Origin of the sequence: Hyunsoonleella rubra, from assembly GCF_042684665.1 — a bacterium.
GTDB lineage: Bacteria > Bacteroidota > Bacteroidia > Flavobacteriales > Flavobacteriaceae > Jejuia > Jejuia rubra.
The window spans coordinates 59,967-85,900 of record NZ_JBHULY010000039.1 but is presented as its reverse complement, the minus strand read 5'-3'; the positions used below and the strand labels follow the sequence as shown (position 1 = coordinate 85,900).

At 39.2% G+C, this 25,934-nt stretch carries 15 protein-coding genes; 12 read left to right on the top strand and 3 right to left on the bottom strand.

Annotated features, from left to right (window positions below):
• The first annotated feature begins 93 nt into the window (after positions 1–93).
• Together ACFSR8_RS15025 and uvrB are read left to right on the top strand one after the other, a co-directional pair.
• Entirely contained in the window at positions 94–5,829 is a 5,736-nt protein-coding gene (locus tag ACFSR8_RS15025) for a T9SS type B sorting domain-containing protein (protein ID WP_380293495.1), read from the top strand.
• An 82-nt stretch (positions 5,830–5,911) separates the two neighbouring features.
• Positions 5,912–7,915, top strand: coding sequence for an excinuclease ABC subunit UvrB (uvrB, locus tag ACFSR8_RS15020; RefSeq protein ID WP_380293493.1), 2,004 nt, complete (start codon positions 5,912–5,914; stop codon positions 7,913–7,915).
• 61 nt (positions 7,916–7,976) lie between these two features.
• Here the strand turns inward: uvrB and ACFSR8_RS15015 are convergent, their stop codons facing one another.
• On the bottom strand, positions 7,977–8,390 hold the full coding sequence (locus ACFSR8_RS15015) for a TerB family tellurite resistance protein (protein ID WP_380293491.1): 414 nt from the start codon (positions 8,388–8,390) through the stop codon (positions 7,977–7,979).
• 373 nt (positions 8,391–8,763) lie between these two features.
• Here ACFSR8_RS15015 and ACFSR8_RS15010 point away from each other — a divergent pair, with 373 nt between their 5' ends.
• Positions 8,764–9,018: a DUF1456 family protein gene (locus ACFSR8_RS15010; protein ID WP_380293489.1), complete on the top strand. Its 255-nt coding sequence runs from the start codon at positions 8,764–8,766 to the stop codon at positions 9,016–9,018.
• 34 nt (positions 9,019–9,052) lie between these two features.
• Here ACFSR8_RS15010 and sucC read toward each other — a convergent pair whose 3' ends face one another.
• Complete coding sequence (gene sucC / locus ACFSR8_RS15005) at positions 9,053–10,243, bottom strand: ADP-forming succinate--CoA ligase subunit beta (protein ID WP_380293487.1); 1,191 nt, start codon at positions 10,241–10,243, stop codon at positions 9,053–9,055.
• Positions 10,244–10,451: 208 nt separating this feature from the next.
• On the opposite strand from sucC, the gene lysA reads away from it, so the two are divergent.
• Positions 10,452–11,687, top strand: coding sequence for a diaminopimelate decarboxylase (lysA, locus tag ACFSR8_RS15000; protein ID WP_380293485.1), 1,236 nt, complete (start codon positions 10,452–10,454; stop codon positions 11,685–11,687).
• A gap of 61 nt (positions 11,688–11,748) precedes the next feature.
• On the opposite strand, the gene ACFSR8_RS14995 is transcribed toward lysA, so the two are convergent.
• Positions 11,749–12,765 (bottom strand): T9SS type A sorting domain-containing protein, encoded by a 1,017-nt coding sequence (locus ACFSR8_RS14995; protein WP_380293483.1) that lies wholly within the window; start codon positions 12,763–12,765, stop codon positions 11,749–11,751.
• A 159-nt stretch (positions 12,766–12,924) separates the two neighbouring features.
• Between ACFSR8_RS14995 and ACFSR8_RS14990 the strand changes: the two genes are divergently transcribed.
• From ACFSR8_RS14990 to ACFSR8_RS14955, 8 genes are all read left to right on the top strand, one after another.
• Complete coding sequence (locus ACFSR8_RS14990) at positions 12,925–14,346, top strand: amidohydrolase family protein (protein ID WP_380293480.1); 1,422 nt, start codon at positions 12,925–12,927, stop codon at positions 14,344–14,346.
• 195 nt (positions 14,347–14,541) lie between these two features.
• Entirely contained in the window at positions 14,542–15,267 is a 726-nt protein-coding gene (locus ACFSR8_RS14985) for a hypothetical protein (protein WP_380293478.1), read from the top strand.
• A gap of 96 nt (positions 15,268–15,363) precedes the next feature.
• Positions 15,364–16,245, top strand: a complete 882-nt coding sequence (locus ACFSR8_RS14980; RefSeq protein WP_380293476.1) for an ester cyclase — start codon at positions 15,364–15,366, stop codon at positions 16,243–16,245.
• 361 nt (positions 16,246–16,606) lie between these two features.
• On the top strand, positions 16,607–17,743 hold the full coding sequence (locus tag ACFSR8_RS14975) for an FIST signal transduction protein (RefSeq protein WP_380293474.1): 1,137 nt from the start codon (positions 16,607–16,609) through the stop codon (positions 17,741–17,743).
• A gap of 92 nt (positions 17,744–17,835) precedes the next feature.
• Positions 17,836–18,975, top strand: coding sequence for an FIST signal transduction protein (locus tag ACFSR8_RS14970; protein WP_380293472.1), 1,140 nt, complete (start codon positions 17,836–17,838; stop codon positions 18,973–18,975).
• A complete protein-coding gene (locus tag ACFSR8_RS14965; protein ID WP_380293470.1) occupies positions 18,976–20,010 on the top strand; it encodes a sensor histidine kinase in 1,035 nt (344 codons plus the stop codon).
• 47 nt (positions 20,011–20,057) lie between these two features.
• The gene (locus ACFSR8_RS14960) at positions 20,058–22,568 is read left to right on the top strand and encodes an ATP-binding protein (protein WP_380293468.1); all 2,511 of its coding nucleotides are present in this window, start codon (positions 20,058–20,060) and stop codon (positions 22,566–22,568) included.
• Between the two features lie 113 nt (positions 22,569–22,681).
• On the top strand, positions 22,682–25,930 hold the full coding sequence (locus tag ACFSR8_RS14955) for a sensor histidine kinase (protein ID WP_380293466.1): 3,249 nt from the start codon (positions 22,682–22,684) through the stop codon (positions 25,928–25,930).
• Positions 25,931–25,934: the final 4 nt, after the last annotated feature.

Sequence of the window (25,934 nt, the reverse complement as noted above, 5' to 3'; positions counted from 1 at the left end):
ACCTTCGAAGTTTTTATAAGTCAAATACAATTAAAAGTGATATTTTAGGCCTTGGCTTCATTTGTACTTTAACTTGTGCTTATAATAATATAGATGCGTTTTAGCAATCGGACAACAAATTTAGTAGTATTACTTGTACTTCTATTTAGTTTTAAAGGGTTTTCTCAATTAAGCAAAACCCACTATATTCCGCCTTTGACTTATGCGGCAAATGGCAATGCCAATCCTGAAGATCAGTACATTTATATATCAACACCGAGTAATGCCAATGTGCCATATACCATTATCCCGGTTGGGCAACCCGCCACTAACTACATAAATGGAACGGTATCCAACGCCAACCCGGACCAGATTTCCATAGGAAGCGGCAACACTCAACTCTTTATTCCGTCAATTCAAACGAGCGCAGTAGTCGACAATAAAGGCTATATCATTGAGGCTGCAGCGCCAATTTATGTTTCCGTTAGGATGAACGCCGGTAACAATGCCCAAGCAGGAGCTTTGGTTAGTAAAGGAGCCTCAGCATTGGATACTCAGTTTAGGGTGGGCACTTATACGAATGCCAATCCGCAGGACAACTATTTGAATTTTGTTTCAGTAATGGCCACCGAAGATAACACCCAAGTTAACTTTAGTAATCTACCAGCCGGATTAATTATTAGAAACTACGCTGGAGCCATTCCAATAAATACCACTCTGGATGAAGGCGAAAGCTATTCAATTGCCCTAAATAGCTTTGATACACTTGTTAACAGGACAGGATTGATAGGGTGCTTAATCCAATCTGATAAGCCAATTGTGGTAAACTGTGGCTCAGCCAATGGTAGCTTCGGTGCGGGTAACGGACGAGATTATGGAATAGACCAAATTGTTGGTGCGAGCAAAGTAGGCACCGAATATATTTTTGTGAGAGGTGATGGCTCAAATGAATGGGAAAATGTTCTTATTGTAGCCCATACCGACAATACCTCTGTAAGCGTAAATGGAAATGCGCCGATAGCCACGCTTAATGCAGGCGAACATGTTGTGATTGAAGGTAACCAATTTAGCACCACTGGAAATATGTATGTGGAAACCTCTCAACCTGCCTTTGCATATCAAGGTGTAGGTGGCTTGGGAAACGCCGGTACTCCGAATGAGGCTAATCAAGGTATGTTTTTCGTACCCCCCTTAAGTTGTGAAACCAGAGGAAACCTTGACAATATTGCTAATATCAACAATATAGGCACTAGAAATTTTGATGGTGGTATTACGGTGGTCACCAAGACAGGTGCGACTGTAACCCTTAATGGTACCCCAATTGCAAGCTTCAATCCGTTGGGACCAAGCCCTGTAACCGGCAAACCCGACTATGTCACCTATAAAGTAAAGGGACTAAATGGCAATATTGCAGTTGCCAGTTCAGATGAATTGTATTGTGCCTACTTTAACTATAATGGTGCCGCTACCTCTGGAAGCTTTTACTCTGGATTCCCATCACCACCAGAAATCATTTTTGATGCTCAGTTTGTAACATTGGGCAACTGTATACCAAACATCACCCTTGAGGCGGCAAATACCCAAAACTTCGATAGTTACGAGTGGCTTTTTGATGACGGTAATGGGACTTTTAATGTTGTAGCCTCAAATGTACCTTCCTTTACCCCTACCGTTCCTGGAAAATACAAGCTTATCGGAATCATTACCTGCACCCTGGAAACACTAGAATCCGCAGAAGTGCCTATAAGTATCTGCCCAGACGATAGGGACAGTGATGGTATTATTGATAATATTGACATCGATAATGACAACGACGGTATAGTTAACTGTGATGAGTCTAATGGTGATGTGAATATAAATTTAACTGATGCTTTAAATCCTATATTAGAATTTCAAGATGGCAGCACAAACAATGCCATAGTAAGTACCAACTACACGCAATTCAACGACAATGGCAATCTTAATAGTGTTACTGGTGGTATTCAAGGGGAATTCAGTAGTATTGTTGGCGCATCTGTGAATGCCCAGAATAATTATACGATGAACTTTACAGAACCATTAAATTTCAAATTAATGGAAAATAGTGCAATACCTATAAATACTAATGAAGTATTTGTTGCTCGTGTGTTTCCTGCCAATAAAAATATAACACTAGTGGATCCTGATGATAGACTTTTAGTAGATTCTAATTTTGACGGTATCTTCGAAACTGGTATAACCCAAATATCAGGATCAGAAATTCAATTTAAAATAAATACTTCAGCTACTGGAAATACGCCATTCGCTTTTTATGCAAATCAAATAGATGGTTTTGCTTTCATACATAGTAATGCTAATTTATCTACATCTTCTATTTTTAATGGTATCATATCATTTACATGCTATAAAAAGGATAACGATGGTGATGGTGTAAAAGACGAGTTTGATTTGGATAGCGATAACGATGGTATTCCAGATTTTGTTGAAAACCAAGGCACATTAACACCACTGTCAGGAATCGATGCGGACTTAAACGGATTGGACGATATATACGATATAAATGCAACACCAATCGATACAGATTCTGACGGGATTTGGGATATGTACGATTTGGATAGCGACAACGACGGGATCACGGATTTATTTGAAACAGGGCAGTTGGGCACATTATCTGACACAGATTTGGATGGCATTGAAGACGGCCCAACTTACGGAGCAAATGGCTGGGCAGACGCTGCCGAAACCACACCCGACAGTAATGAAATAGGCTATAACCCCAATGATGCCGACAACGACACCATCTTTAGTTATATCGATGCTGATAGCGATGGAGACAGTTGTAGCGATGTTATCGAAGCCGGTTTTTCGGATGCCAACGGCGACGATTATTTGGGCGATGATATCCCTGTGGTTAATACACCTGGAAAGGTAATCAATGCTGCCGACGGCTATACCCTGCCGGATGCGGATTATTTGAATGGCGCCCCAATAAATATTACAACTGAGCCAGTTGATACAATCGTTTGCGAAGATTCGAATGCTGTGCTATCTGTCGTTTCGCCAGAGGCAGAGACCTACCAATGGGAAGTGAGCACTGACGGTATTAGTTGGACTTCCATTGTTGACGATGGAACATATTCTGGAGCAATTTCTGCAGATTTATTTATTAGTACTGCACCTTTGAGTTTTAATGGATACCAATACAGGGTAAAACTTGATAGAGACGGCAACACCTGTGGCCTCTATTCAGATGAAATAGACTTAGAGGTTGATTTACAGCCTGTGGCGAATACTGCGTCCACCATGAGGTTGTGCGATGACGACAACAATGGCTCTATGCCTTTTGATTTGACATTACAAAATAGTAGCATAAATACCCAACCTGGCATGAGCATCAGCTACCATGATTCCCAGGCGGATGCGGACGCAAATGCGAATCCGATAACTAGCCCATTTGAAAGCAGTGATACAACAATTTATGCGAGGGTCGAAAATATCAATAACATTTCATGTTTTGACACGTCCAGTTTTGATTTAGAGGTGTACGAATCTGCCTTTCCTGCCAATGCTTCAGCTATTGCCCCAATAAAGGAATGCGACAATACAACGGGGGGAACAGATACAGATGGGCGTATCACATTTGATCTTACCCAAAGGGAAACAGAAATCCTTAATGGGCAATCTTCTTCGGATTTTTCAATAACCTATTTTGAAGACCCTACTTATACTGCACAGATTGGAGCGCCAGGGTCCTTTAACAATACTATTTCTGGAGGACAGACCATCTATGTGAGGGTAACGAACAATTTATTTTCAGACTGTTATACCGATACGTCCTTCCAGATCGAAGTTTTTGAATTGCCAGTTGTCAATAGTCCAAATACCTACGCGCAGTGTGACGACGACAGTAATGACGGTCAAGCACTCTTCAATCTTACCTTGGATGATATAAAAGAAGAAATAAATCCCGACCACCTTACAGACGGGCTTGTATTCACTTATTACGAAACGCAACTGGAAGCTGAAAATGCAACAAACCCAATTCCGAATCCAGATGCTTATCAGGATGCGCCAGGCTTTACACCCGAGACCATTTGGATTCGTGTGGAAAACCCAAATACTTGTTCTAGAGTTGTACCAATAAACATAGAAGTAAACCCCAGCAGTGCGGCTTTGGCATCATATAACCCCTCCCCAAAATACGAATGTGATGACGGCACGGACTTCAGGGACGGCGTGGCAACTTTTGATTTAACCGATATTAGGGATGAAATTTCAAATACGATATTCCCCAGCATTAACGTAACGGTTCATTTTTATGAGAGCCAAATAGATGCGGAATTGGAAAACAATGAAATTCCAAATATTTCGGCACATCAAAACACCAATAGCCCAAATGTCCAAGCTATTTGGGTACGCGTTAAAAGTGATTTGGGCAATGATTGTCTTGGTTTGGAAGAATTTCCAAATCTATTGAATGTTGAAGCCCTTCCGGAGGCCTTCCCTGTTAATGTTGCACCTCAATGCGATATGGATACCACAGATGCCGTTCTCTCATTCCCTTTTGATACTAGCCAAGTTGAAAGTGACGTTCTTAACGGGCAATCCCTTGCAAATGTTACAGTTAGCTATACGTATTTAGATCAGACAGGGACGCAGGTCACAACAACTAATTTACCCAACCCTTTTCTTACGGAAAACCAAACCATCACCGTGAGATTAACCAACAATAACACTTCAGATCCAGACGGCCCTTGTTTTGACGAAACCACTGTTGATTTTGTGATTTATGAACAGCCGATTGCCAGTACTGTCTCTCCTCAGATTGTATGCGATGGCGATGCCGGGGATATTGATGACGACGGTAATTTTGAATTTGATACCTCAACCTTTGCTAGCACAATTTTGGGCACACAAACTAATATGGATATTTTCTTTGACTATATTGATGAAAACGGAGCAACTATTACAGAGGCTCCCGCATTGCCCAATCCATTATTTTCCACTAGCCAAACCATTACAGTAGAAGTGGTAAATCCACTAGATGCGAGTTGTTCGGCTAACACAACTATCGAACTCACTGTAAATCCTTTACCTGATTTTGATATTAATACGAACGAACGGATTTGCTCTTCTGATCCCACTTTTAGCATAGACCTGACACCCATTGAAGCAGATCCTACTGAAATATTTACCTATGAATGGCGTTGGACAAACTCCAACGGCACGGTCGTTGATCAACTAATAACCAATGATAGGGTTTTGCCTGTTTCAACGCCAGGCACCTATAAAATCACCCTAACAAAAACAGACGGTACGGGGTGTTCAAGATCTAGGGAAGTTCTAGTGGAAGGCTCGCAATCCCCAATTCTGGATGAGGAAAATGTACGTGTATCCAACCCTTCATATTCACATACCGTCGAGATTATTGATCTTTCACTTTTGGGTGAGGATGACTATGAATTCGCTTTGCAAAAAGTGGAAGATAACAGTTCGCCAAGTTATCAAAGCTCTTCGGTTTTTAGAAATATACCTCCGGGATTTTACACTTTATACGCCATTGACAGTGGTCAAATATGCCAGCCTAACACCTTAGATTTGGCCATTATCGGTTACCCTCAGTTTTTCACTCCAAATGGTGATGCTTACAACCCCTATTGGCAAATTAAAGGCATAAGTGCTACCAATCAACCCAACAGTATCATTCAGATATTTGATCGTTATGGCAAACTTATCAAGCAACTGAGTCCTTCGGAAAGGGGCTGGGACGGTACGTTCAATGGGCAATTAATGCCTACTGATGATTATTGGTTTAAGGTATTCCTTCAAGATGGAAGAACATTTATGGGGCATTTTACGTTGAAACGATAGCATTAATTTTCCAAACTTAAATTCCAAATTTCAAGGACTTTCAGTAATTTAGACATTCCTAATTTTTTAGGCTTCAATTACTATGAAATTCACGATCGAATCCGAATTCAGACCAACTGGTGATCAACCCGAAGCTATTGGACAATTGGCTGATGGTATTTCTTCCGGTGAAAATTACCAAACCCTTTTAGGAGTGACTGGCTCGGGAAAAACTTTTACTGTGGCCAACGTAATCGAGGAAGTGCAACGCCCTACCCTAGTTCTGGCGCATAATAAAACCCTTGCCGCGCAACTGTATTCGGAATTCAAGCAGTTTTTCCCGAACAATGCTGTAGAATATTTCGTGTCTTATTATGATTATTACCAACCGGAGGCCTATATTCCGGTTTCTGGGGTCTATATAGAAAAGGATCTGTCCATCAATGAGGAGATTGAAAAAATGCGATTGAGCACCACCTCTTCCTTACTTTCGGGACGGCGGGATGTTTTGGTTGTGGCTTCAGTGTCCTGTCTATACGGTATTGGCAACCCAATCGAATTTCAGAAAAATGTCATCACTTTAAAACGTGACCAAGTGATATCCCGCACTGCGCTGTTGCATCAACTCGTGCAAAGTCTGTATTCTCGAACCGAAGCGGATTTCCGTCACGGTAATTTTAGAATCAAAGGGGATACGGTGGATATCTTCCCAAGTTATGCTGACGACGCCTATCGCATTCATTTCTTTGGGGATGAAATTGAGGATATTGAATCGTTCAACATTCAAGCCAATCAGGTCATTGAAAAATACGACAGGCTAAATATTTATCCGGCAAATATGTTTGTAACCTCGCCTGAAATCCTTCAAAATGCCATAAAGGATATTCAGGACGATCTGGTAAAACAGCATGATTATTTTAAGGAAATCGGCAAACATTTAGAAGCAAAACGATTAAAAGAACGTACCGAGTTTGACCTAGAAATGATTCGGGAATTAGGGTACTGCTCCGGTATTGAGAATTACTCACGCTATTTGGACGGAAGATTGCCGGGCTCCCGCCCTTTCTGTCTTTTGGATTATTTTCCTGAGGATTATTTAATGGTGGTGGACGAAAGCCATGTGACCATTTCCCAGGTGCACGCGATGTACGGAGGGGATAGAAGCCGAAAGGAAAATCTGGTGGAATACGGTTTTAGGTTGCCCGCCGCAATGGACAATAGGCCTTTAAAATTTGAAGAATTTGAAGCTCTTCAAAACCAGGTAATTTATGTGAGCGCCACCCCAGCAGATTATGAACTTCAAAAAACGGGAGGAATCTATGTAGAGCAGGTCATTCGTCCGACTGGCCTTTTAGACCCTGAAATAGAGGTGCGCCCAAGTTTAAATCAAATTGATGATTTGATTGAAGAAATTCAGGTTCGGGTGGAAAAGGACGAACGTACCTTAGTGACTACCCTAACTAAAAGAATGGCAGAGGAGTTGACGAAATATTTGGAGCGCATTCAAATCCGTTGCCGATATATCCATAGTGATGTGGATACCTTGGAGCGTGTTGAAATTATGCAGGATTTGAGAAAAGGACTATTCGATGTACTGGTTGGGGTTAATTTATTGCGAGAAGGCCTAGATTTACCCGAAGTGTCCCTAGTTGCTATTTTGGACGCTGACAAAGAAGGGTTTCTGCGTTCCAACCGATCGTTGACCCAAACCGTTGGGCGCGCTGCAAGAAACCTAAACGGAAGAGCCATTATGTATGCTGACAAAATTACCAACAGCATGCAAAAAACTATTGATGAGACCAATTATCGTCGTGAAAAGCAGATAGCCTACAATATCAAGCACAACATTACGCCGAGGGCATTGAACAAAAGTTTAGACAACGCTCTCGCCAAAAATTCTGTTAGTACTTATAAATATGAATTGGAAGCGGCAAGAGCAGCCGAGCCTGAAAGTGAATATTTAAGCAAGCCTGAACTGGAAAAGAAAATTCGCGAAAAACGAAAACTGATGGAAGAAGCCGCAAAAGCTTTGGACTTTATCGTTGCCGCCCAATTGAGGGATGACATCAAATCTTATCAGGAAAAATTAGAAAAGCTAAAAGTGTAACACTTTTAGCTTTTCTGAAAAATATAGCCGAATAGCAACTTACTAGTTGTCAACACTAATACTAATTATACTGAGTTTTAAAAATATCTATTAAAACATCCGGCGGTACAATTTTGTTAGGGAAACTCTCCATAAGGTAGAGCACTTTAGAAATGGACTCATGGCTCAAGCCCATTCTTAATCCAAAATTATATAATTTGATAACCCCTGAAGAACTATTACCGTTACCATGTTCCTGCTCAATATTCATTAGCAGAACAAGTCTATGAAACTGAACGATACGCTCACTGTGGGACTTTAAATGTGTATAATGCACAGGGTGTTTGATAAGATAATCGAAATCCTCACGGGAAATATCCAATTGTTTCGCTACACCCAGCAAAAAATTATATTCTATATCCTGTATATCCTTATCATATTTTGCAAAAGCAATCATTTCAGATAAAAGACTTAATTTTTCTACTCTATTTATCATTCTTGAGGGTTTAATTTAACTTCAATATAAAGGTAAGTAGAAAGGGCAGGTTGTTATCGTGTATATAATGTCTCTTATCGAAAAAGCAGGTGCCTTTTATCGTCGATTTTATTGACTTTATCAATCAAGGGTATTTTTAATCCTAAAATAAGTGCGGTTTATCATTGAGGATATTTAAAGTGTTTTTCCGCAAAAACACACCTTAACAACCTTATTGTCAATATTTTAAAACAAAATATTTAATCCAAAAATTAGCAATTCTTTTACTATATTTTGAGGTATCTTTACAAATGTTATTAAAACGCCAGAATCGGAAGTGCTAAAATGCAAAATCGATGAAATGCATGTGTAAATAGGAAATTTTAGTATTACTATGACAAACAATGATATTTTAAAGAAATTAAGGGTAGCCCTAAAATTAAGGGATGATGAAATTGTAGAAATTTTAAAATTGGTTGATTTTAGAATCTCCAAAAGTGAATTGGGCGCTTTCTTTAGAAAGGAGAACCACCCAAAGTATAAAGAATGTGGAGATCAAATACTCCGGAACTTCTTAAATGGTTTGGTAATACATCTTAGGGGACCAATGCCTCAGAAACAAAAATCCACAAAAAAAAGGCAACATTAAAAATGATGCCCTTTCAAATATTATTCGATAAATACTAGCCCAAAACCTCTTGTACTTTATCGGCCGCTTCCTGAAATTCAGTAGCACTTAGTACATCCAAACCTGAACTATCAATCAATTCTTTGGCAATATCTGCATTAGTACCTTGTAATCTTACTATAATTGGCACATTGATATTACCCATGTTTTTATAAGCGTCAATAACACCTTGGGCTACACGATCGCAACGTACAATACCACCAAAAATATTAATAAGGATGGCCTTCACCGCAGGGTCTTTCAATATAATTTTGAATGCTGCTTCTACCCGAGCAGCGTCTGCGGTACCACCAACGTCCAAAAAGTTGGCTGGCTCCCCTCCTGCCTGCTTAATCAAATCCATTGTAGCCATGGCCAAACCTGCGCCGTTGACCATACAACCTACATTTCCGTCAAGGTCCACATAGTTTAAGCCTACTTCCTTGGCCTCTACTTCAATTGGGTTCTCTTCACGCAAATCGCGTAAATTCACATAATCTTTATGTCTATAAAGAGCGTTATCGTCAATGGTTACTTTCGCATCCACTGCCATAATTTTATTATCACTAGTTTTTAATACGGGATTGATTTCGAATAAAGATGCATCGGATTTAACGTAAGCCGTATACAACGCTGAAACAAACATGGTCATTTCCTTAAATGCCAATCCTGATAAACCTAAATTGAAAGCTACCCTTCTAGCCTGAAAAGGCATTAAACCAACCGCAGGGTCAATTTCCTCGGTAAATATCAAATGAGGCGTTTCCTCAGCTACGGTTTCAATATCCATACCACCTTCCGTGGAATACATAATCATGTTTCTTCCGTTCCCGCGATTCAACAAAACAGACATATAAAATTCATCCGTTTCGCTTTCACCTGGATAATACACATCTTCGGCAACCAAAACTTGGTGTACTTTTTTACCTTCGGCCGAAGTTTGTGGCGTTACCAAATTCATACCAATGATTTGCCCTGCCAATTCCTCAACTTCCTGTAAATTCTTCGCAAGCTTAACACCTCCGCCTTTTCCACGTCCACCGGCGTGAACTTGGGCTTTAATAACGTGCCAACTGGTCCCAGTTTCCGAAGTTAATTGCTTTGCTGCTGCAACAGCTTCATTGGCATTCTGGGCCACAATGCCACGTTGGATGCGTACTCCAAAAGTGCTTAAAATTTCCTTGCCTTGATATTCGTGTAAATTCATAGTTTGCTCAATCGTTTTTAAGAAAAACAAAAATAATTAATCGGGACTAATAAATCTAATAATTGAATGGCGTATTCATTCAAATATTAAGAACTCAATTGTCTATTCGTTAAATAATTAACATAATGTTTAATTTGTATAATTTTTGAGTATTTGTTTTTTTTTCGACCTAAAAAAATATCTTTGTCGGCAAATTAAAAAAACCAAAATGGAAAACAGCCAATTAGTTAAGATTGCAAAAGAATTCGGGAGTCCGTTATATGTGTATGATGCTCATAAAATCGAAGCACAATACAAAAGATTGACAGGTGCTTTTAAATCTGTTAAGCAACTAAAAATCAACTATGCTGTCAAGGCATTGTCCAATATATCCGTTCTTAAATTGTTCAAAACACTTGGAGCGGGTATCGACACTGTTTCTATTCAGGAAGTGCAATTGGGACTGGCGGCAGGTTTTTCCGCAGAACAGATTATTTTTACTCCAAATGGTGTGTCTATTGATGAAATTGAAAAGGCGGCAAAGTTGGGCGTTCAAATAAATATTGACAACCTTTCAATTCTGGAGCAGTTTGGGTCCAAACACCCAAATACCCCAGTTTGTATCCGTATCAATCCGCATGTGATGGCTGGTGGAAACAGTAATATTTCGGTGGGGCATATTGATTCAAAATTCGGTATTTCCATCCATCAAATTCCGCATTTGTTACGTATTGTTGAAAACACCAAAATGCGTATTAACGGCATCCACATGCATACGGGAAGCGATATTTTAGATATTGATGTATTCTTATATGCCAGTGAAATTCTGTTTGAAACTGCTAAACAGTTTAAGGATTTGGAATTTATCGATTTCGGTTCTGGTTTTAAGGTACCTTACAAAACTGGAGACATTGAAACTAACATTGAGGAACTTGGAAAAAAACTATCAGCAAAGTTTAATAGCTTCTGCAAAGACTATGGTAAGGATTTGACCTTGGCCTTTGAACCCGGAAAATTTCTCGTGAGTGAAGCCGGGCATTTTTTAACCAAGGTAAATGCTGTAAAGCAAACAACTTCTACGGTTTTTGCACAAGTGGATTCAGGATTCAACCATTTGGTACGCCCTATGTTTTATGGGTCACATCACGATATTGACAATATTTCCAACCCTAACGGAAGAGAGCGATTTTACTCGGTTGTGGGTTATATCTGCGAAACGGATACCTTTGGTAACAACCGTCGTATCACTGAAATTAACGAAGGGGATATTTTGCGATTTAAAAATGCAGGAGCCTATTGTTTTTCAATGGCCAGCAATTACAATTCTAGGTACAGACCTGCAGAAGTGCTTTGGTACAACAACAAGGCCCATCTGGTTAGAAAGCGTGAAACGTTTGATGACATTATCAAAAATCAAATTGAAGTTGATTTTTCGGTAAAAAAAGAAAAAGCAAGTTCAGTATAAACCAAAAAAAGCGTTTCGATATCGAAACGCTTTTTTTAGTTCTTGCAAATACAAAATGTGTTTATTCTTTTACAAACTTCCTTGAAACTGCTCCTTTGGAAGTTTCTAAAGTGGCTATGTAAATTCCGGCGGTAAGTCCGTTTACGTTCAAAGAACTTCCGGTGGTGTTCATACTCAAAACTTTTCTACCAGTAACATCAGAAACAATAATAGCTTTTATCGTAACGGTTGAAGACAAGTCAAAATTTAATGTTTCTTTAACTGGATTAGGAAAAATCCGCATGGTACTTAAGTTTCTTACCGAACTTTCAGCACTAAGCGTGCTGGACAACAAACTCTCCATCACCGTTTCGTCCACACTTAATAATGGCACCTCAATCCTAGCAGTCCTAAACACCAAATCTGTATTATTGGCATCATAGTAAAAATAGGACGTTTGTGTTGCCGTAGCTGTTATAGGTAATGGGGTAACAGCCATTAAGGAAAGGCTTTGCACAATTTTCAATCGAGTTACTTGTCCACTATACGCGCCAGCACCAACATCATTAAGGTTCAATGTCCCATAAGCATCTACCTCAGCTGTAATTGTACCAGTAAAAGTACCAGAAGCTGGTGTAGAGCCACTTAGGTTAAAACTTCCTGCAACAGCATCTGTTCCATTAGTATCGGTGTAACTTAGTGGAAAGGTCCCTATCAATCCGTTGTCCGAGTTATAATTTAACTCCAATCCTTCCGCCAGCAAACCAGTAAATGATGCCTCACCCGCGCTATCTTTTAAATAGATTTTATTCACAGACCCTCCGAGAACAGTGGTGGTCGATACCAATGTTGTTCCCGGGTAAGTAGTCATTTCTCCAGCGGTAGGAGTAGCATGGGCATCTGATGAATCCCCAGTTTTAGTCAATGTATTAAAGGACCATGTAACGTCCGCCCCTGCCGTACTCTGATCTAAGGCGGGGGTAGAGTCAACTACGGCATACATGGAAGCCGTAGCACTTTGAAATTGTTCTATATCAGTTCCTTGAGAAAAACTAAAAAAAGTTCCTAAAAATAATGGCAAGAGTAGATGTGTTTTCATATCAGATAGATTTTGAAACAAAAATATAATTCTAGTTCTCTTTTTATAACATTTCTATATGAAACGCTAAATAAATGGCTGAAATGAGTTTTTTAATTGAAAAATTTGTTGTTAGCATGCAGTTTACCTAATTTAAAACATTCTAAAAAAACCACTCACATGTTAAAAAGATGCATTATTATATTCCTAAGCTTATTAGCCATCCAACAAATCACAGCTCAGGAGTTTACAGACGAAGTAAAAAGATTTATAACAATAGACACAACTGTGGTTGCCATCAAAAATGTTACGCTGATTGATGGCAAAGGAACTCGTATTTTGGATGGACAGACCATTATCCTAAAAATGGGCAAAATTGTCGCCATCGGAAAGGGAAATACCATTGAAATACCCGAAAATGCATTAATTATAGACGGTACCAATAAAACTGTAATCCCTGGATTGGTGATGCTGCATGAGCACCTGTTTTACACTAAATTTTTTGAAAATTGGTTCAGTGTGGGCCAAATGACGTTTTCATTTCCACGATTATATTTAGCCGGCGGGGTTACAACAATGCGCACCGCCGGAAGCATCCAACCACAATCGGACCTGAATGTGAAACAATGGATTACCGAAGGCAAAATGACAGGGCCAAAAATGGACGTTACCAGTCCTTTTATTGAACGTGAAGGCCTGCCAATTTCGGAATTAGGCTATATAAAGGATACCAAAGAGGTTTATGAAATTGTCAACTTTTGGGCAAACCGAGGCGTAACGTCTTTCAAATTGTACAATAATATTACAAAAGAGGACATGAAAGTTTGTATTGAAGAAGCCCACAAAAGAGGCATGAAAGTTACCGGGCATTTATGTTCGGTCACTTACGAAGAAGCTTCCAATTTGGGGATTGACAATTTGGAACATGGATTTATGGCGGCTTCCGATTTTGTGGATGATAAAGAAGAAAATATTTGTGATCCGTTTTCAGCTAGAAATTCGATAACTGAGGAGCCCGTCGATGGTGAAAAAATCAATCGGCTTATTGATATTTTAATTAAAAATGGAACAACGATTACTACCACTCCCAATGTTTTTGAGCCTTGGACGGATAGGGAGTTGATTCCCGGGGGAGGCGAAAAAGCGGTAACTCCAGAGGTTTTAAAGGATGTAAAAGAAATATATGATGGTGCGTCCGGCAAAGATTCCTTATATCTGGTTCGATTTAATAAAAACCTCTATTGGCTGAAACGGTTTTACGACAAAGGTGGCAAATTGGTGGCAGGAACCGATCCCACAGGGGCTGGAAGAACCGTGGCGGGATACGGCAATAGGCGTACCATTGAAATTTTGTCCGAGGCAGGATTCCCATTAGTAGACGTCATAAAAATATGCACACTAAACGGTGCTACATATTTGGAACAACAAAACGACATCGGCACCGTGGAAGTTGGTAAAACTGCAGATCTGATTCTCATTGATGGGGATTTAAGAACCAACATTAAAAACATCCGAAATATGGAAATTGTGTTTAAGGATGGCATCGGTTTCGACTCCAAAAAGCTATTTGAATCGGTCCATGGCAAAGTTGGTTTGAATTAGCCCTATCCGAAAAAATATTTTACATACTTCTTATATTTCATTCAAAAAAACCTATCTTTAGAAAGTAAATTCTATTGCGATAGTACGTTTTCTCCCCATTAGGCAGTTGATTTAGAATAGCATAGCCCTAAATTAATATTAAAAATTATGTTGGAATCGATCCAACAGCTTCTATATTAATTTAAACCAACTAAAATGAAAAAACTAGTATTTCTTTTACTATGCTTGCCCCTATTTGTTATTTCGCAAAACGAATCGTTCCTTCTAACCCTCTCCGAGGTTACCGTTAAACCTGGCCACGATGCCCAATTTATAGAGGGCTTAAAATCCTATAAAGCCTGTTATTTGGAAAATGATGGCGAGGAAAAATGGAATACGTGGAAACGCCTGCAAGGCGAGGGCAATGTGTACACATTTACTGGCAGAATGGCCAATTGGGCCGAAATGGACAAAGATGACGACCCATCCGGAAATGCCTGTCAAAAGGTAGTCCTTGATGAAATTATGCCCCACGTTAAAAGTTTTCATTTCAATATAGCTCGTTCTATGCCGGATGTGAGCAGAACAGCGCCATTTTCTCCTGATACGGGGTTGGTCTGGGTGTATAATGTAAAAACGAAGAACTATTCCAGTTTTATGGAGTGCGTTAAAGCAATATCCTCGGCCATAAAGAAAGCAGAAGGTGATGGAAGAGGCTATTGGTATTCGTTGATGGGCGGCGCACCTTATGTAGCAGATTATTTTATCAGTATCCCGTTTAAGAATTTTGCCGAATTGGATGTAAAAGTTGACAGTGTCTGGAAAGTTTATGAAAAAGAACATGGCAAGGAAAAAACCGATGCCTTGAGGGAAAAGTTCAGAAAGGCAGTATCCAAAGACTGGTCTTTCATCTACATGCTTAAAAAAGAACTATCTAATTAGATTTGAAGATTGTATGCATAAAAGTCCGTCAGGTTTGATGGACTTTTATGCATAACTATTTCTTTTCAAAAAATTCCAACCACTAATCCATTAATTATGAAAACTTCCTTAAAACTATTGCTTTGCCTATTACTTTTTTGTGCTCTGTCTTGCGAAGACGCACAAGTGAAAAAGAACATTACCACGTACAACAACGTTTGGGATGGAATTGTCAATGATGGCAATCTTGATTTGATTAACGACACCAATTTTGATACCAATATCACCATGGTTTACAGTCCCGAAAACGTAGTTGGTATTGAAGATTTTAAAGCCTACTATTCCAATTTTATCACTGGGTTTTCTGAAAGGGAATTTACGGTTGAAAACATTTTTGGCCATGGTGATCAACTCGTAAAACATTGGCGCTTTAAAGGAAAGCATACCGGGGAGTTTTTCGGCATGCCTGCCTCGGGAAAACCTGTAGATTTAACAGGTGTGACTATTGCCAAAATGAAAGATGGAAAAATAGCTCAGGAACAAGATTTTATGGACAATATGGTGTTTATGAGCCAAATGGGCATTGATCCTTTTTTAAATCCAAATAATGTCAATACGGTTAGACAATTGTACAACGATTTTGCCAACGGAAATATTGAAGCCGTTGGTGCCGTTATGGATGAAAACCTGGTTTGGAACGAAGCCGAAAATTTCCCATTAGCCGATGGCAACCCCTATAAAGGCTTTAAGGCCGTTTTAGATGGCGTATTCTCAAGAATTATGTCAGACTGGGACTATTGGAAATTATCAGATTTGGAGTTTCACGAAATGACCAACTATAAGGTGCTAGCTACAGGACGATATGAGGCCAAATACAAAAAGAATGGTGCTAAAATGAATTTGCAAATGGCACATTTATGGACACTTAAAGATGGTAAAATCATTTCCTTTCAACAGTATGCCGATACTAAGGGTATTGCGGATGTAATGGCGAAATAAATTTAAACACCATAGGAAGTTATTGTTATACTTAAACAAGCAATGACATTATAGCTCTTTTAAAACACTTCCAAGGGCAATAATTGTCAGAATTGTAACAATTTATACATATTGACGTCCAATTGGTTATCAAATAAAGGGTATTGGTTTATAACCACAACCCTTACAAGTTGCCCCCAACATTACCAACTTTAAGATTGCATAGAGTAATCTACTTTAAACTCGAACAACGAAACCAAAAGAAAAGCAACTTTAAATTCTTCGTTTTTATTATCCTTATAGTGGCAAGTTCAAAGTAGAAAACGTTGATTGAAGTAAGTGAATCACAATAAAACCACCAATCATTGCATAAAAACAAATCATGAAAGCAAAATCAATTAAAGGAAAATCAACCGAAGCCATAAAAACGGTTTTAAGAGATAGTATGGCAGATGGTTTTAAGCCAACACTCGCTTTTGTTTTCATAACAAATATTGAACATGCAGAAGCCTTGGATGAACTATTGGATAAAGAAGGTATTGCCATTTTTGGAGCAAGCTCAAGCCAAAAATTTACAGAACAAGGCATTGAACCAGATGATATTATTGTGCTTTTATTAGACATTAAAACAGATTGTTTTAAAATTGTATTGAAAGATTATCAAAAAATGTCTCCATACGAATCTGCCCAACAAACTGGTGAAACTGGAATTCAGGCTTTTAAAAATCCAGGCTTTATTATCTCTCCTGCAGATTATTTAGTGCCCGGTGAAGATATTATCAAAGGACTAACAGATGCAGCTGGTAATAATGCTACTATCATGGGTGGTACAGCTGGCGATCCAAATAGTTTTACAGGTATTGTATTTACAAATAATGCATCCACCGTAAGCGGTCTTCTGGCGCTAATAATTGACCAGGATAAAATTACTATAAATGGTCTCGCTGTTTCAGGCTGGAAGCCAGTCGGAATAGAAAAGGAAATCACTAAGTCTGGAGGTTCATGGGTACATACCATCGACAATGAACCCGCCATGAATGTTATCCGAAAATTTTTGGGCAGTGACATATCATTAAATAAACCAGCTGAAGGTTTGGTTCGTTTGGATTCAACGTTTCCTTTGCAATTTCAAAGAGCATCGAGAACTCCTATGATGAAACCCGTATTACTCTGGAACACAGAAGATGATTCTGTAATGGTTGGCGGGCAAGTTAAACATGGCCAACACTTTCGTTTTTCACTGCCTCCTGATTTTGATGTAATTGATACGGTTGTTGAAAGTACAAGGAAGGAAAAAGAAAAAAATATGCCTGACGCTGATGCATTGATTGTTTTTTCCTGTGTGGGCAGGTTAGAAACATTAGGCCTCATGGTTTCTCAAGAAATAGAAGGACTGGCATCAATTTGGAACAAACCAATGATAGGCTTTTTCTGTATGGGTGAATTTGGAAAACTTGATGACGGCCCCTGTGATTTTCACAGCACTACAGTAAGTTGGGTGGCATTAAAAGAAAAATAAAATCATGAATCGAGCATGTTAAAAACGTTATCAACTGAGAAAACAAGTACTAACGAACAATTGTTACCGATTTAATAAAATAATATAAACCCATGAAAGCAAAATCGATAAAAGGAAAATCAACTGGCGAAATTAAATCTGCCTTAGAAAATGCTATAGCAGATGGTTTTAAACCCACACTGGCCATTGCATTTATATCCAAGAGCCAGGACAGAACGGCTATCAGTGAGTTACTCGATGCAGAAGGCATTGCTATTTATGGTTGTACAACCAACGGCGAATTTATAGATGAAAAACCCGAAAAATTCTCAGCGGCATTATTGCTTTTAGACCTCAACCCAGATTTTTTTCAAATTCACTTTGAAGAATATCAGAATAAAAACTATCACGAAGTTGCCACGACCATTGCGAAGAAAGCCAAGGAAACATTCAAAAATCCAGCCTTCTTAGTAGGATTGAGCGATGCCGCAGCGGACGGCGAAGAAATTCTGCATGGAATCGAAGATATTGCCGGAAAAGATGTAAACGCTTTCGGTGGCGCAGCAGGCGACGATTATTCCTTTACGCAAACCTTTGTTTTTACAAATGGAAAAGAAAGCGATCATGGTATGGTCTGCATTGCTATTGATGAAGAAAAGGTAGAAATTCAGGGTATTTCTACTTGTGGATGGAAGGCCGTAGGTACCGAAAAGACGGTCACTAAAAGTAAGGGCAACCATGTTTTTACCATAGACAATATTCCTGTATTGGACATCACCGCAAAATTTGGCGGACTGGAAAATGTAAATCCGGACAATGTCAATTTATTAACTGAAATCGCCTCCAATTTCCCCCTGCAATTACAGCGTGAAAATGGCGACCCCGTAATGCGCCCCGGTTTGGTGGTAGATTGGTCAGATCGTTCTTTTTACACCAGCGGCTCTGTCCCTCAGGGCTCAAAAATCCGCTTTTCCTTACCTCCCGATTTTGATGTGATAGAAAAAGTAATCAAAGGCGTTGAAAAACTAAAGGAAACCAAAATGCCCGAAGCAGAAGCGCTCATTGTTTTCAGTTGCGCAGGAAGAATATTATCGCTCGGACCTTTAATGCCCCAAGAACTGGAAGGCATAAAAAATGTATGGAATGTGCCCATGGCCGGCATGTTCTCAAATGCAGAACTAGGAAGAGCAACTGGCGGAAATTTAGAAATGCATAACCTAACCACCTGCTGTATTGCCTTAAAAGAAAAATAAATGAACCCACAGCTTCAAACCATACACGATTTTATTCAGCAAAATGAAAATTTAACTGCCGATGAAAAGGCTACGCTCCTAAAATTGGTCAAGAAAGTGGATTCCGATTTAACGATTTCAGAATTCAAACTGGAAAGAACGGAGAAGGTAAAACGCACCACTGGCATTTTATTGGAAGAAACCATTGAAGAGCTGGAACAGAAGCGGAAAGATATTGAAAAAGCGAATAACACCTTAAAGCAATCCCTTGAAAATTTAAAAGCCACCCAATCCCAACTCATCCAATCCGAGAAAATGGCAAGTTTGGGTGAATTGACCGCGGGCATCGCCCACGAGATTCAGAACCCTTTGAATTTCGTGAATAATTTTTCGGAAGTCAGTAAGGAACTTCTTGAAGAAATGTTGGAAGAACTAAAAAATGGCGACCTTGAAGAAGTAAATGAACTTGCCAATGACGTCATTCAAAACCTCGAAAAAATCAATCATCACGGCAAACGAGCCGATGGTATTGTAAAAGGCATGTTACAACACAGCCGGACCAGTAGTGGTGTAAAGGAATCTACTCATTTGAACACCCTTGCCGATGAATATTTACGATTGGCCTATCATGGGTTACGTGCTAAGGACAAATCGTTTAATGCCAACATTCAAACGCATTTTGATGAATCCATAGGAAACATAGACATCATACCTCAGGATATTGGAAGAGTTTTATTAAATTTAATTACCAATGCCTTTTATGCTGTTACTGCAAAAAAGAAACAACAGCCATCAGATTACGATCCGACGGTTACGGTCACCACAAAAAAAACAGACAGTAGTATTTCCATTTCGGTAAAAGATAATGGTAATGGAATCCCAAAAAGCATTTTGGGCAAAATTTTTCAGCCCTTCTTTACCACCAAACCTACAGGACAAGGCACCGGACTGGGCCTAAGTCTAAGTTATGATATTTTGAAAGCACATGGCGGAGAAATCACAGTAGATTCAACAGAAAACATTGGAACGGAATTCATTTTAATATTACCCATTTAGTTATGAAACAGTATGTAACCTTTGTCTATATAACAATATTTTGTAGCATGTTTTCCTTTGGTCAGACGCAAGAAACGGTAACTGTTGCCCAAACCAAAATAGATAGCATAAAACAGCGCATCAACAACCATAATAAAGCAGACGAGGAAAAAGTATGGCTACTTAATGAATATGCCAGGGCATCCTTTTATGAAATGAATTTTATGGACGGTTTGAAAGCGACCCGTGAAGCCCATGAACTCTCTAAAGATATTGACTTTGAAGGGGGCAGGGTTATGTATTGCGAGACATTGTCCTTGTTTTGTGGATATGGTGCGATGGCTGACTATTACCAGAAACAGGCCGAATGGTTATCATTACAACCAGAAAAAAATCTGGAGAAGTACTATTTAGAGCTACCCAATGCGCCATATAATTTTGAGGGCGCCTCAGAAAACTGGTTAAATCAATTCTCTGAGGCATATACCTACTTTGAAACGCTAGAAGCCAAAGAAATACAAGCCACTATACTTTCCTGGATTATGTATTTTCATGCAAGGCAAAATAACTTTGAGGAAGCATTACAAACAAGCCAAAAAGGGATAAAACTCTCCGAGGAGCTCAATCAACCGTACCTTGTTTTTTTGTTTATGTCGCGTAAAATGACTTATTTAAATGACTTGGGCAGACAAGAAGAAGTCAGCCGTATTGAAGCAGAATTAGTTGAGTTTATTGCCAAAAATAAAGACGCCAACACCATAGGACTGATTACCAGCACGATGGCATTCGGATATCGCTTGAGCGGCAGACATGCACTTGCCATTGAATATTACTCACAAGCCATCGAGATATTTGAGCAAAGTAAGGATACCATGATGTTGGCACATTCGTATAACAGGATTGCTTTTGCGTATGCACATCTGGAAATGTTCGATAAATCAGTTGAAATGCATGAAAAAAGCATAGCTATACGGGAACATAAAAATGACAAAGAGGCGCTAATTAATGACTATAACAGCGCTGTTTTTCCCTATTTCTATATAAAGAATTATTCCAAAGCCAGGGAGTATATGAAACTGGCACTGGAAACAACGGATAAGCAAAGACTCATATACTTAAAGGCCAGACAAAAGTCTTTGGAGGCACAAATTCTTATGGATCAGGAACAATATGCTGAGGCGGTTCCAATCATTCAAAGTTCCCTTGACACCTATCTGGAACATAACAGGTTTCAGTCGATGCCATTCGCATATATGTTTTTGGCCAGATGTTATTACAACCTAGAAAATTATCCTGAAGCATTGAAAAATGCACTTTTAAGTTTTAAAATTGAAAATGCGAACAACCGACACAGGATAAGGGTAAAGCATGAAATCACCTTATTGATTGCTGAAATCTACAATAAAATGGGGGATCAAGGCAATGCCTATCGTTATATGAAAATACATCATGATTTACGGGATGCCAATGACAAACTGGATGCGGCAAATAGACTGGCTGATGCCAAAGTACTCTCCATAATAGAAAAAAGCCAAAATAGAATTGACGCTATTGAAAAGGAAAAAGAGCAATCCGTTCAGAGAAACCGTGTCCAACGATTATGGCTTTTTAGTATAACAGGAGGATTACTTTCCGCTTTACTCCTAGCGCTATTATTGTATCGCAACAATAAAAGCAAACAAAAAGCCAATAAGCTCTTGCAAGCGCAAAAAGAAGAAATTCAGAATACACTCAAACAACTGGAGGCTACCCAATCCCAACTCATCCAATCTGAAAAAATGGCTTCTTTAGGAGAACTTACGGCTGGCATTGCTCACGAAATTCAGAATCCGCTAAACTTCGTCAACAATTTTTCTGAAGTGAGCAATGAATTGATTGATGAAATGAACGAAGAAATTCAAAAGGAAGATTATGATGAAGTAAAGGCTATTGCTTCTGATCTGCGATTGAACCTCGAAAAAATAAACCATCATGGTAAACGTGCCGATGGCATAGTAAAAGGTATGTTACAGCATAGCCGAAGTAGCGGAACAACAAAAGAGCCCACTGATATTAATAAACTGGCAGATGAATATTTACGATTGGCCTATCATGGTTTACGTGCTAAAGACAAATCGTTTAATGCTACCATGCAAACAAATTTTGATGAATCCATAGGAAAGATTGACGTCATTCCCCAGGATATGGGACGCGTTATTTTAAATTTAATCACCAATGCCTTTTATGCCTGTACTGAGCGGAGCCGAAGTGCGGTTACCGAAAAAAAGAAAGAGCACCCCACGGTCTACGAGCCCACCGTTACCATCACCACCAAAAAAGCAGGTAACAATATTTCTATTTCTGTTAAAGACAATGGCAATGGCATTCCAAAAAGTGTTTTGGATAAAATTTTTCAACCATTTTTCACCACCAAACCTACCGGGCAAGGCACAGGATTGGGCTTAAGTTTAAGTTACGATATTGTAAAAGCCCATGGCGGAGAATTAAAAGTAAATACCATTGAAAATGAAGGCACTGAATTTATAATTCTGTTACCTGCTGATCATCGGCATAGACCAAAAAAAGTTGTTTCAGCATGAACGATTCAATCAATAAGAAAAACAAAACGATGAAGATTAAACTTATTACTATATGCGGGCTCCTCTGTTTTTTAGGCACAAGCTTCTTTACAGTTTTTGCACAGGAAATAGTTATGCAAAGAATAGCACAAAACGATGGTACTGATTTTAATTATGTTCATGATATTACCCAAGATGCAGATGGTTTTATGTGGTTTGCTACCAATAGAGGACTTTTTAAGTATGATGGAAACCAATTGTATGAAATAAAAAAAGACCCCTTCCGAGCTAAAGAACAAGGTGTTACTGGTGTAAAAACGGTTTATGCCGATGCCGACGGTATACTATGGATTGGCACATTGAAAGATGGCTTAGACCGATACAATTCCAAAACAGGTGAGTTTACCCATTACGGACACGATCCTAACGATCCAAACAGCATTGCCCATGATGTGATACAGGATATTTTAAGAGACCGTAAAGGGACATTGTGGATTGCCACAAGAAATGGACTCGACCAATTCAACCCAGAAACAAATGGCTTTATACATTTTCAACCTAAAAAAGGAGATACCACCTCATTAAGCGATTTGCGGGTAAAATGTCTATACGAAGATAAGCAAGGTACCTTATGGGTAGGTACAGGTAACCCCTGGAAAACTATCGAGGGACATGAGCCAGAATATGGGGGATTAAACCGATATAACCGTGACACCAATACCTTTACTCAATATAGAAGCCAGTCCAACGCCTCAAACAGCTTAAAGAACAATAAAATAACGTCGGTATTTGAGGATAATAAAGGCGTTCTATGGGTAACCACACATAAGAATGGTTTATACCAAATGAACCGCGAAAAGGGAAGCTTCAAGCTGATGAATTACGATCCTGAGCATCCAGACACTTTTGGTAATCCTGAAACAGATTTCGGGAACGAAACTGTCAACTTTATAACACAAGATTCCTTGGGTGGCTATTGGATTGGTAAAAACAATGATGGACTCTATTATTTTAACCCCTCAACAGGGGAAATGATAAACACAAATGAGGCAAGTGAAGGAACAGGCGCCATGGCAAGTGCAAGGGTTGCCTATACATCACGCGATGGTATTTTTTGGGTGGGTAGCGCAAGAAAAGGCTATGTGTTTTATACAAATCTATTACCGAAAAAAATTCCCAGTCCCTTTGTTTCTTCGGAGCAGGTGAATGCATTGTACGAGGAAAAAGATGGCACATTTTGGATAGGGAAAGACAATGAACTGCTACGCATAGATCCTAGAAAAAGGGATACCTTAACCTTCAAAGCCGAATTAAATTTTCTACCCGATTCTACAAATACGGTTTATACCATTGTAAAAGACCGAAATAAGGATTTGTGGGTAGGCGCTTCTACGGGATTGTTTAAATGGGATGCCATAAATCAGACGTTTACCGGTTATCATCTAAACCCAAAAGATGAAGCGTTTTTGAACTTGAACCGTGTTAATAAAATTCTTGAAGACAGCAAGCAAAACTTTTGGGTAGGCACCAATGATGGCTTATATATATTGGAACGGTCAACAGGCACGTTTACACATATAGAAGAGAGTGAAAACTATTTCAATACCGACCTAATGGAAGACAAAACGGGTAACCTTTGGAGCACATTTTGGGATAGACGCGTTGGGATTAGTCGTTATAACCCGGTTACAAAAACGATAAAAACCTACCAACCCATTTCCCGTTTTTCTTTTATTTTTCAAGACTCCAACCATGTGATATGGGCGGGTGGCGAAAATGGGATTTTTAAATATGATCCCGAAAGGGATGACTTCTTTCCTTTAAAAAAGTCTAATGCACCATCTGATTTGACAAGCGTCTGGAAAATGGATGAAGACCACCAAAAGAATTTATGGGTTACATCACGTGACGCCATTATAAAAATAAACCCTGAAAGGAATCAGGCAAGCACCTATGGCCGTAATTTTGGTGTTGAACCCAGATCATTGAGTTATTTAGGCATCCATAAAGGCGTTAATGGCGACCTATTTTTTGGACATGAAAAAGGGTATTATCAAATCAATCCGGACGATTTTCCAAAAAATGCAAAAGCATCCAACGTGTTTTTTACCCGCTTTTTACTTTTTAATCAAGAAGTTCACCCGGCATCCAAAGGGCTTTTAAAGCAACCCTTACAGCATACAAAAACCATTAAACTACCCTACCATCAAAATGTGTTCTCTATCGATTTTTCCATCATCGATTATCAACACCAAGAAGATACCAAAATGCTGTATTACCTTGAAAATTACGACAAGGATTGGATTATGGCCAACACAAACAGACGCGCCTCCTATTATGATTTAAAACCGGGCAACTATGTATTTCATGTAAAAGGATGCAATAGCGATGGTGTTTGGGCCGAAAACAAAATGGAGCTTATTATTTTACCGCCTTGGTACAGAAGTTGGGTAGCCTATATCTTTTATGCTTTATTTCTAGTTGCAGGTTTTATAGCTTTTGACCGATTTCAACGAAAGAGAATCATCAAACGAGAACGGCAAAAAAGCCAGGAAAGGGAATTGGCACAGGCAAAAGAAATTGAAAAGGCCTACACCGAATTGAAATCCACGCAGGCCCTACTCATCCATTCCGAAAAAATGGCATCGTTGGGAGAACTCACCGCGGGTATTGCGCATGAAATTCAAAACCCATTAAACTTCGTCAACAATTTTTCTGAAGTGAGCAACGAACTTATTGATGAAATGCACGAAGAAATTCAGAAAGAGGATTATGATGAAGTAAAGGCCATTGCTTCTGATCTGCGGATGAATCTTGAGAAAATCAATCACCATGGCAAACGTGCCGATGCCATTGTTAAAGGGATGTTACAGCATAGCAGAAGTAGCAGTCAAACTAAAGAACCTACAGATATTAACAAACTGGCGGATGAATACTTCCGTTTGGCTTACCATGGTTTACGTGCTAAAGACAAGAGCTTTAATGCCACTATGGAAACAGATTATGACGAAAGTATTGGCGAGGTGAAGATCTTCTCCCAAGATATTGGGCGGGTTATTCTCAACCTCATAACCAATGCATTTTATACGGTACACAAAAAGAAAACATCCAGTCCTGACAACTATACCCCAACCGTAAGCCTAAAAACCAAAAAAGGAAAGGAATACGTAGAATTACAAATTACAGATAATGGTAGTGGTATCCCAAAAGATGTAGTGAGTAAAATATTTCAACCCTTTTTTACCACAAAGCCAACGGGCGAAGGTACAGGCCTGGGACTAAGTTTGAGCTACGAAATAGCTAAAACACACGGTGGCGATCTAAAAGTAGAAACTACAGAAGGTAAAGGAAGCACCTTTACTTTGGTTCTACCTATTGAATAAATGT

Bases quoted from the DNA above. Each gene is read 5' to 3' on its own strand.
- ACFSR8_RS15025 (WP_380293495.1), top strand. From the start codon at position 94: ATGCGTTTTAGCAATCGGACAACAAATTTAGTAGTATTACTTGTACTT.
- uvrB (WP_380293493.1), top strand. From the start codon at position 5,912: ATGAAATTCACGATCGAATCCGAATTCAGACCAACTGGTGATCAACCC.
- ACFSR8_RS15015 (WP_380293491.1), bottom strand. From the start codon at position 8,390: ATGATAAATAGAGTAGAAAAATTAAGTCTTTTATCTGAAATGATTGCT.
- ACFSR8_RS15010 (WP_380293489.1), top strand. From the start codon at position 8,764: ATGACAAACAATGATATTTTAAAGAAATTAAGGGTAGCCCTAAAATTA.
- sucC (WP_380293487.1), bottom strand. From the start codon at position 10,243: ATGAATTTACACGAATATCAAGGCAAGGAAATTTTAAGCACTTTTGGA.
- lysA (WP_380293485.1), top strand. From the start codon at position 10,452: ATGGAAAACAGCCAATTAGTTAAGATTGCAAAAGAATTCGGGAGTCCG.
- ACFSR8_RS14995 (WP_380293483.1), bottom strand. From the start codon at position 12,765: ATGAAAACACATCTACTCTTGCCATTATTTTTAGGAACTTTTTTTAGT.
- ACFSR8_RS14990 (WP_380293480.1), top strand. From the start codon at position 12,925: ATGTTAAAAAGATGCATTATTATATTCCTAAGCTTATTAGCCATCCAA.
- ACFSR8_RS14985 (WP_380293478.1), top strand. From the start codon at position 14,542: ATGAAAAAACTAGTATTTCTTTTACTATGCTTGCCCCTATTTGTTATT.
- ACFSR8_RS14980 (WP_380293476.1), top strand. From the start codon at position 15,364: ATGAAAACTTCCTTAAAACTATTGCTTTGCCTATTACTTTTTTGTGCT.
- ACFSR8_RS14975 (WP_380293474.1), top strand. From the start codon at position 16,607: ATGAAAGCAAAATCAATTAAAGGAAAATCAACCGAAGCCATAAAAACG.
- ACFSR8_RS14970 (WP_380293472.1), top strand. From the start codon at position 17,836: ATGAAAGCAAAATCGATAAAAGGAAAATCAACTGGCGAAATTAAATCT.
- ACFSR8_RS14965 (WP_380293470.1), top strand. From the start codon at position 18,976: ATGAACCCACAGCTTCAAACCATACACGATTTTATTCAGCAAAATGAA.
- ACFSR8_RS14960 (WP_380293468.1), top strand. From the start codon at position 20,058: ATGTTTTCCTTTGGTCAGACGCAAGAAACGGTAACTGTTGCCCAAACC.
- ACFSR8_RS14955 (WP_380293466.1), top strand. From the start codon at position 22,682: ATGCAAAGAATAGCACAAAACGATGGTACTGATTTTAATTATGTTCAT.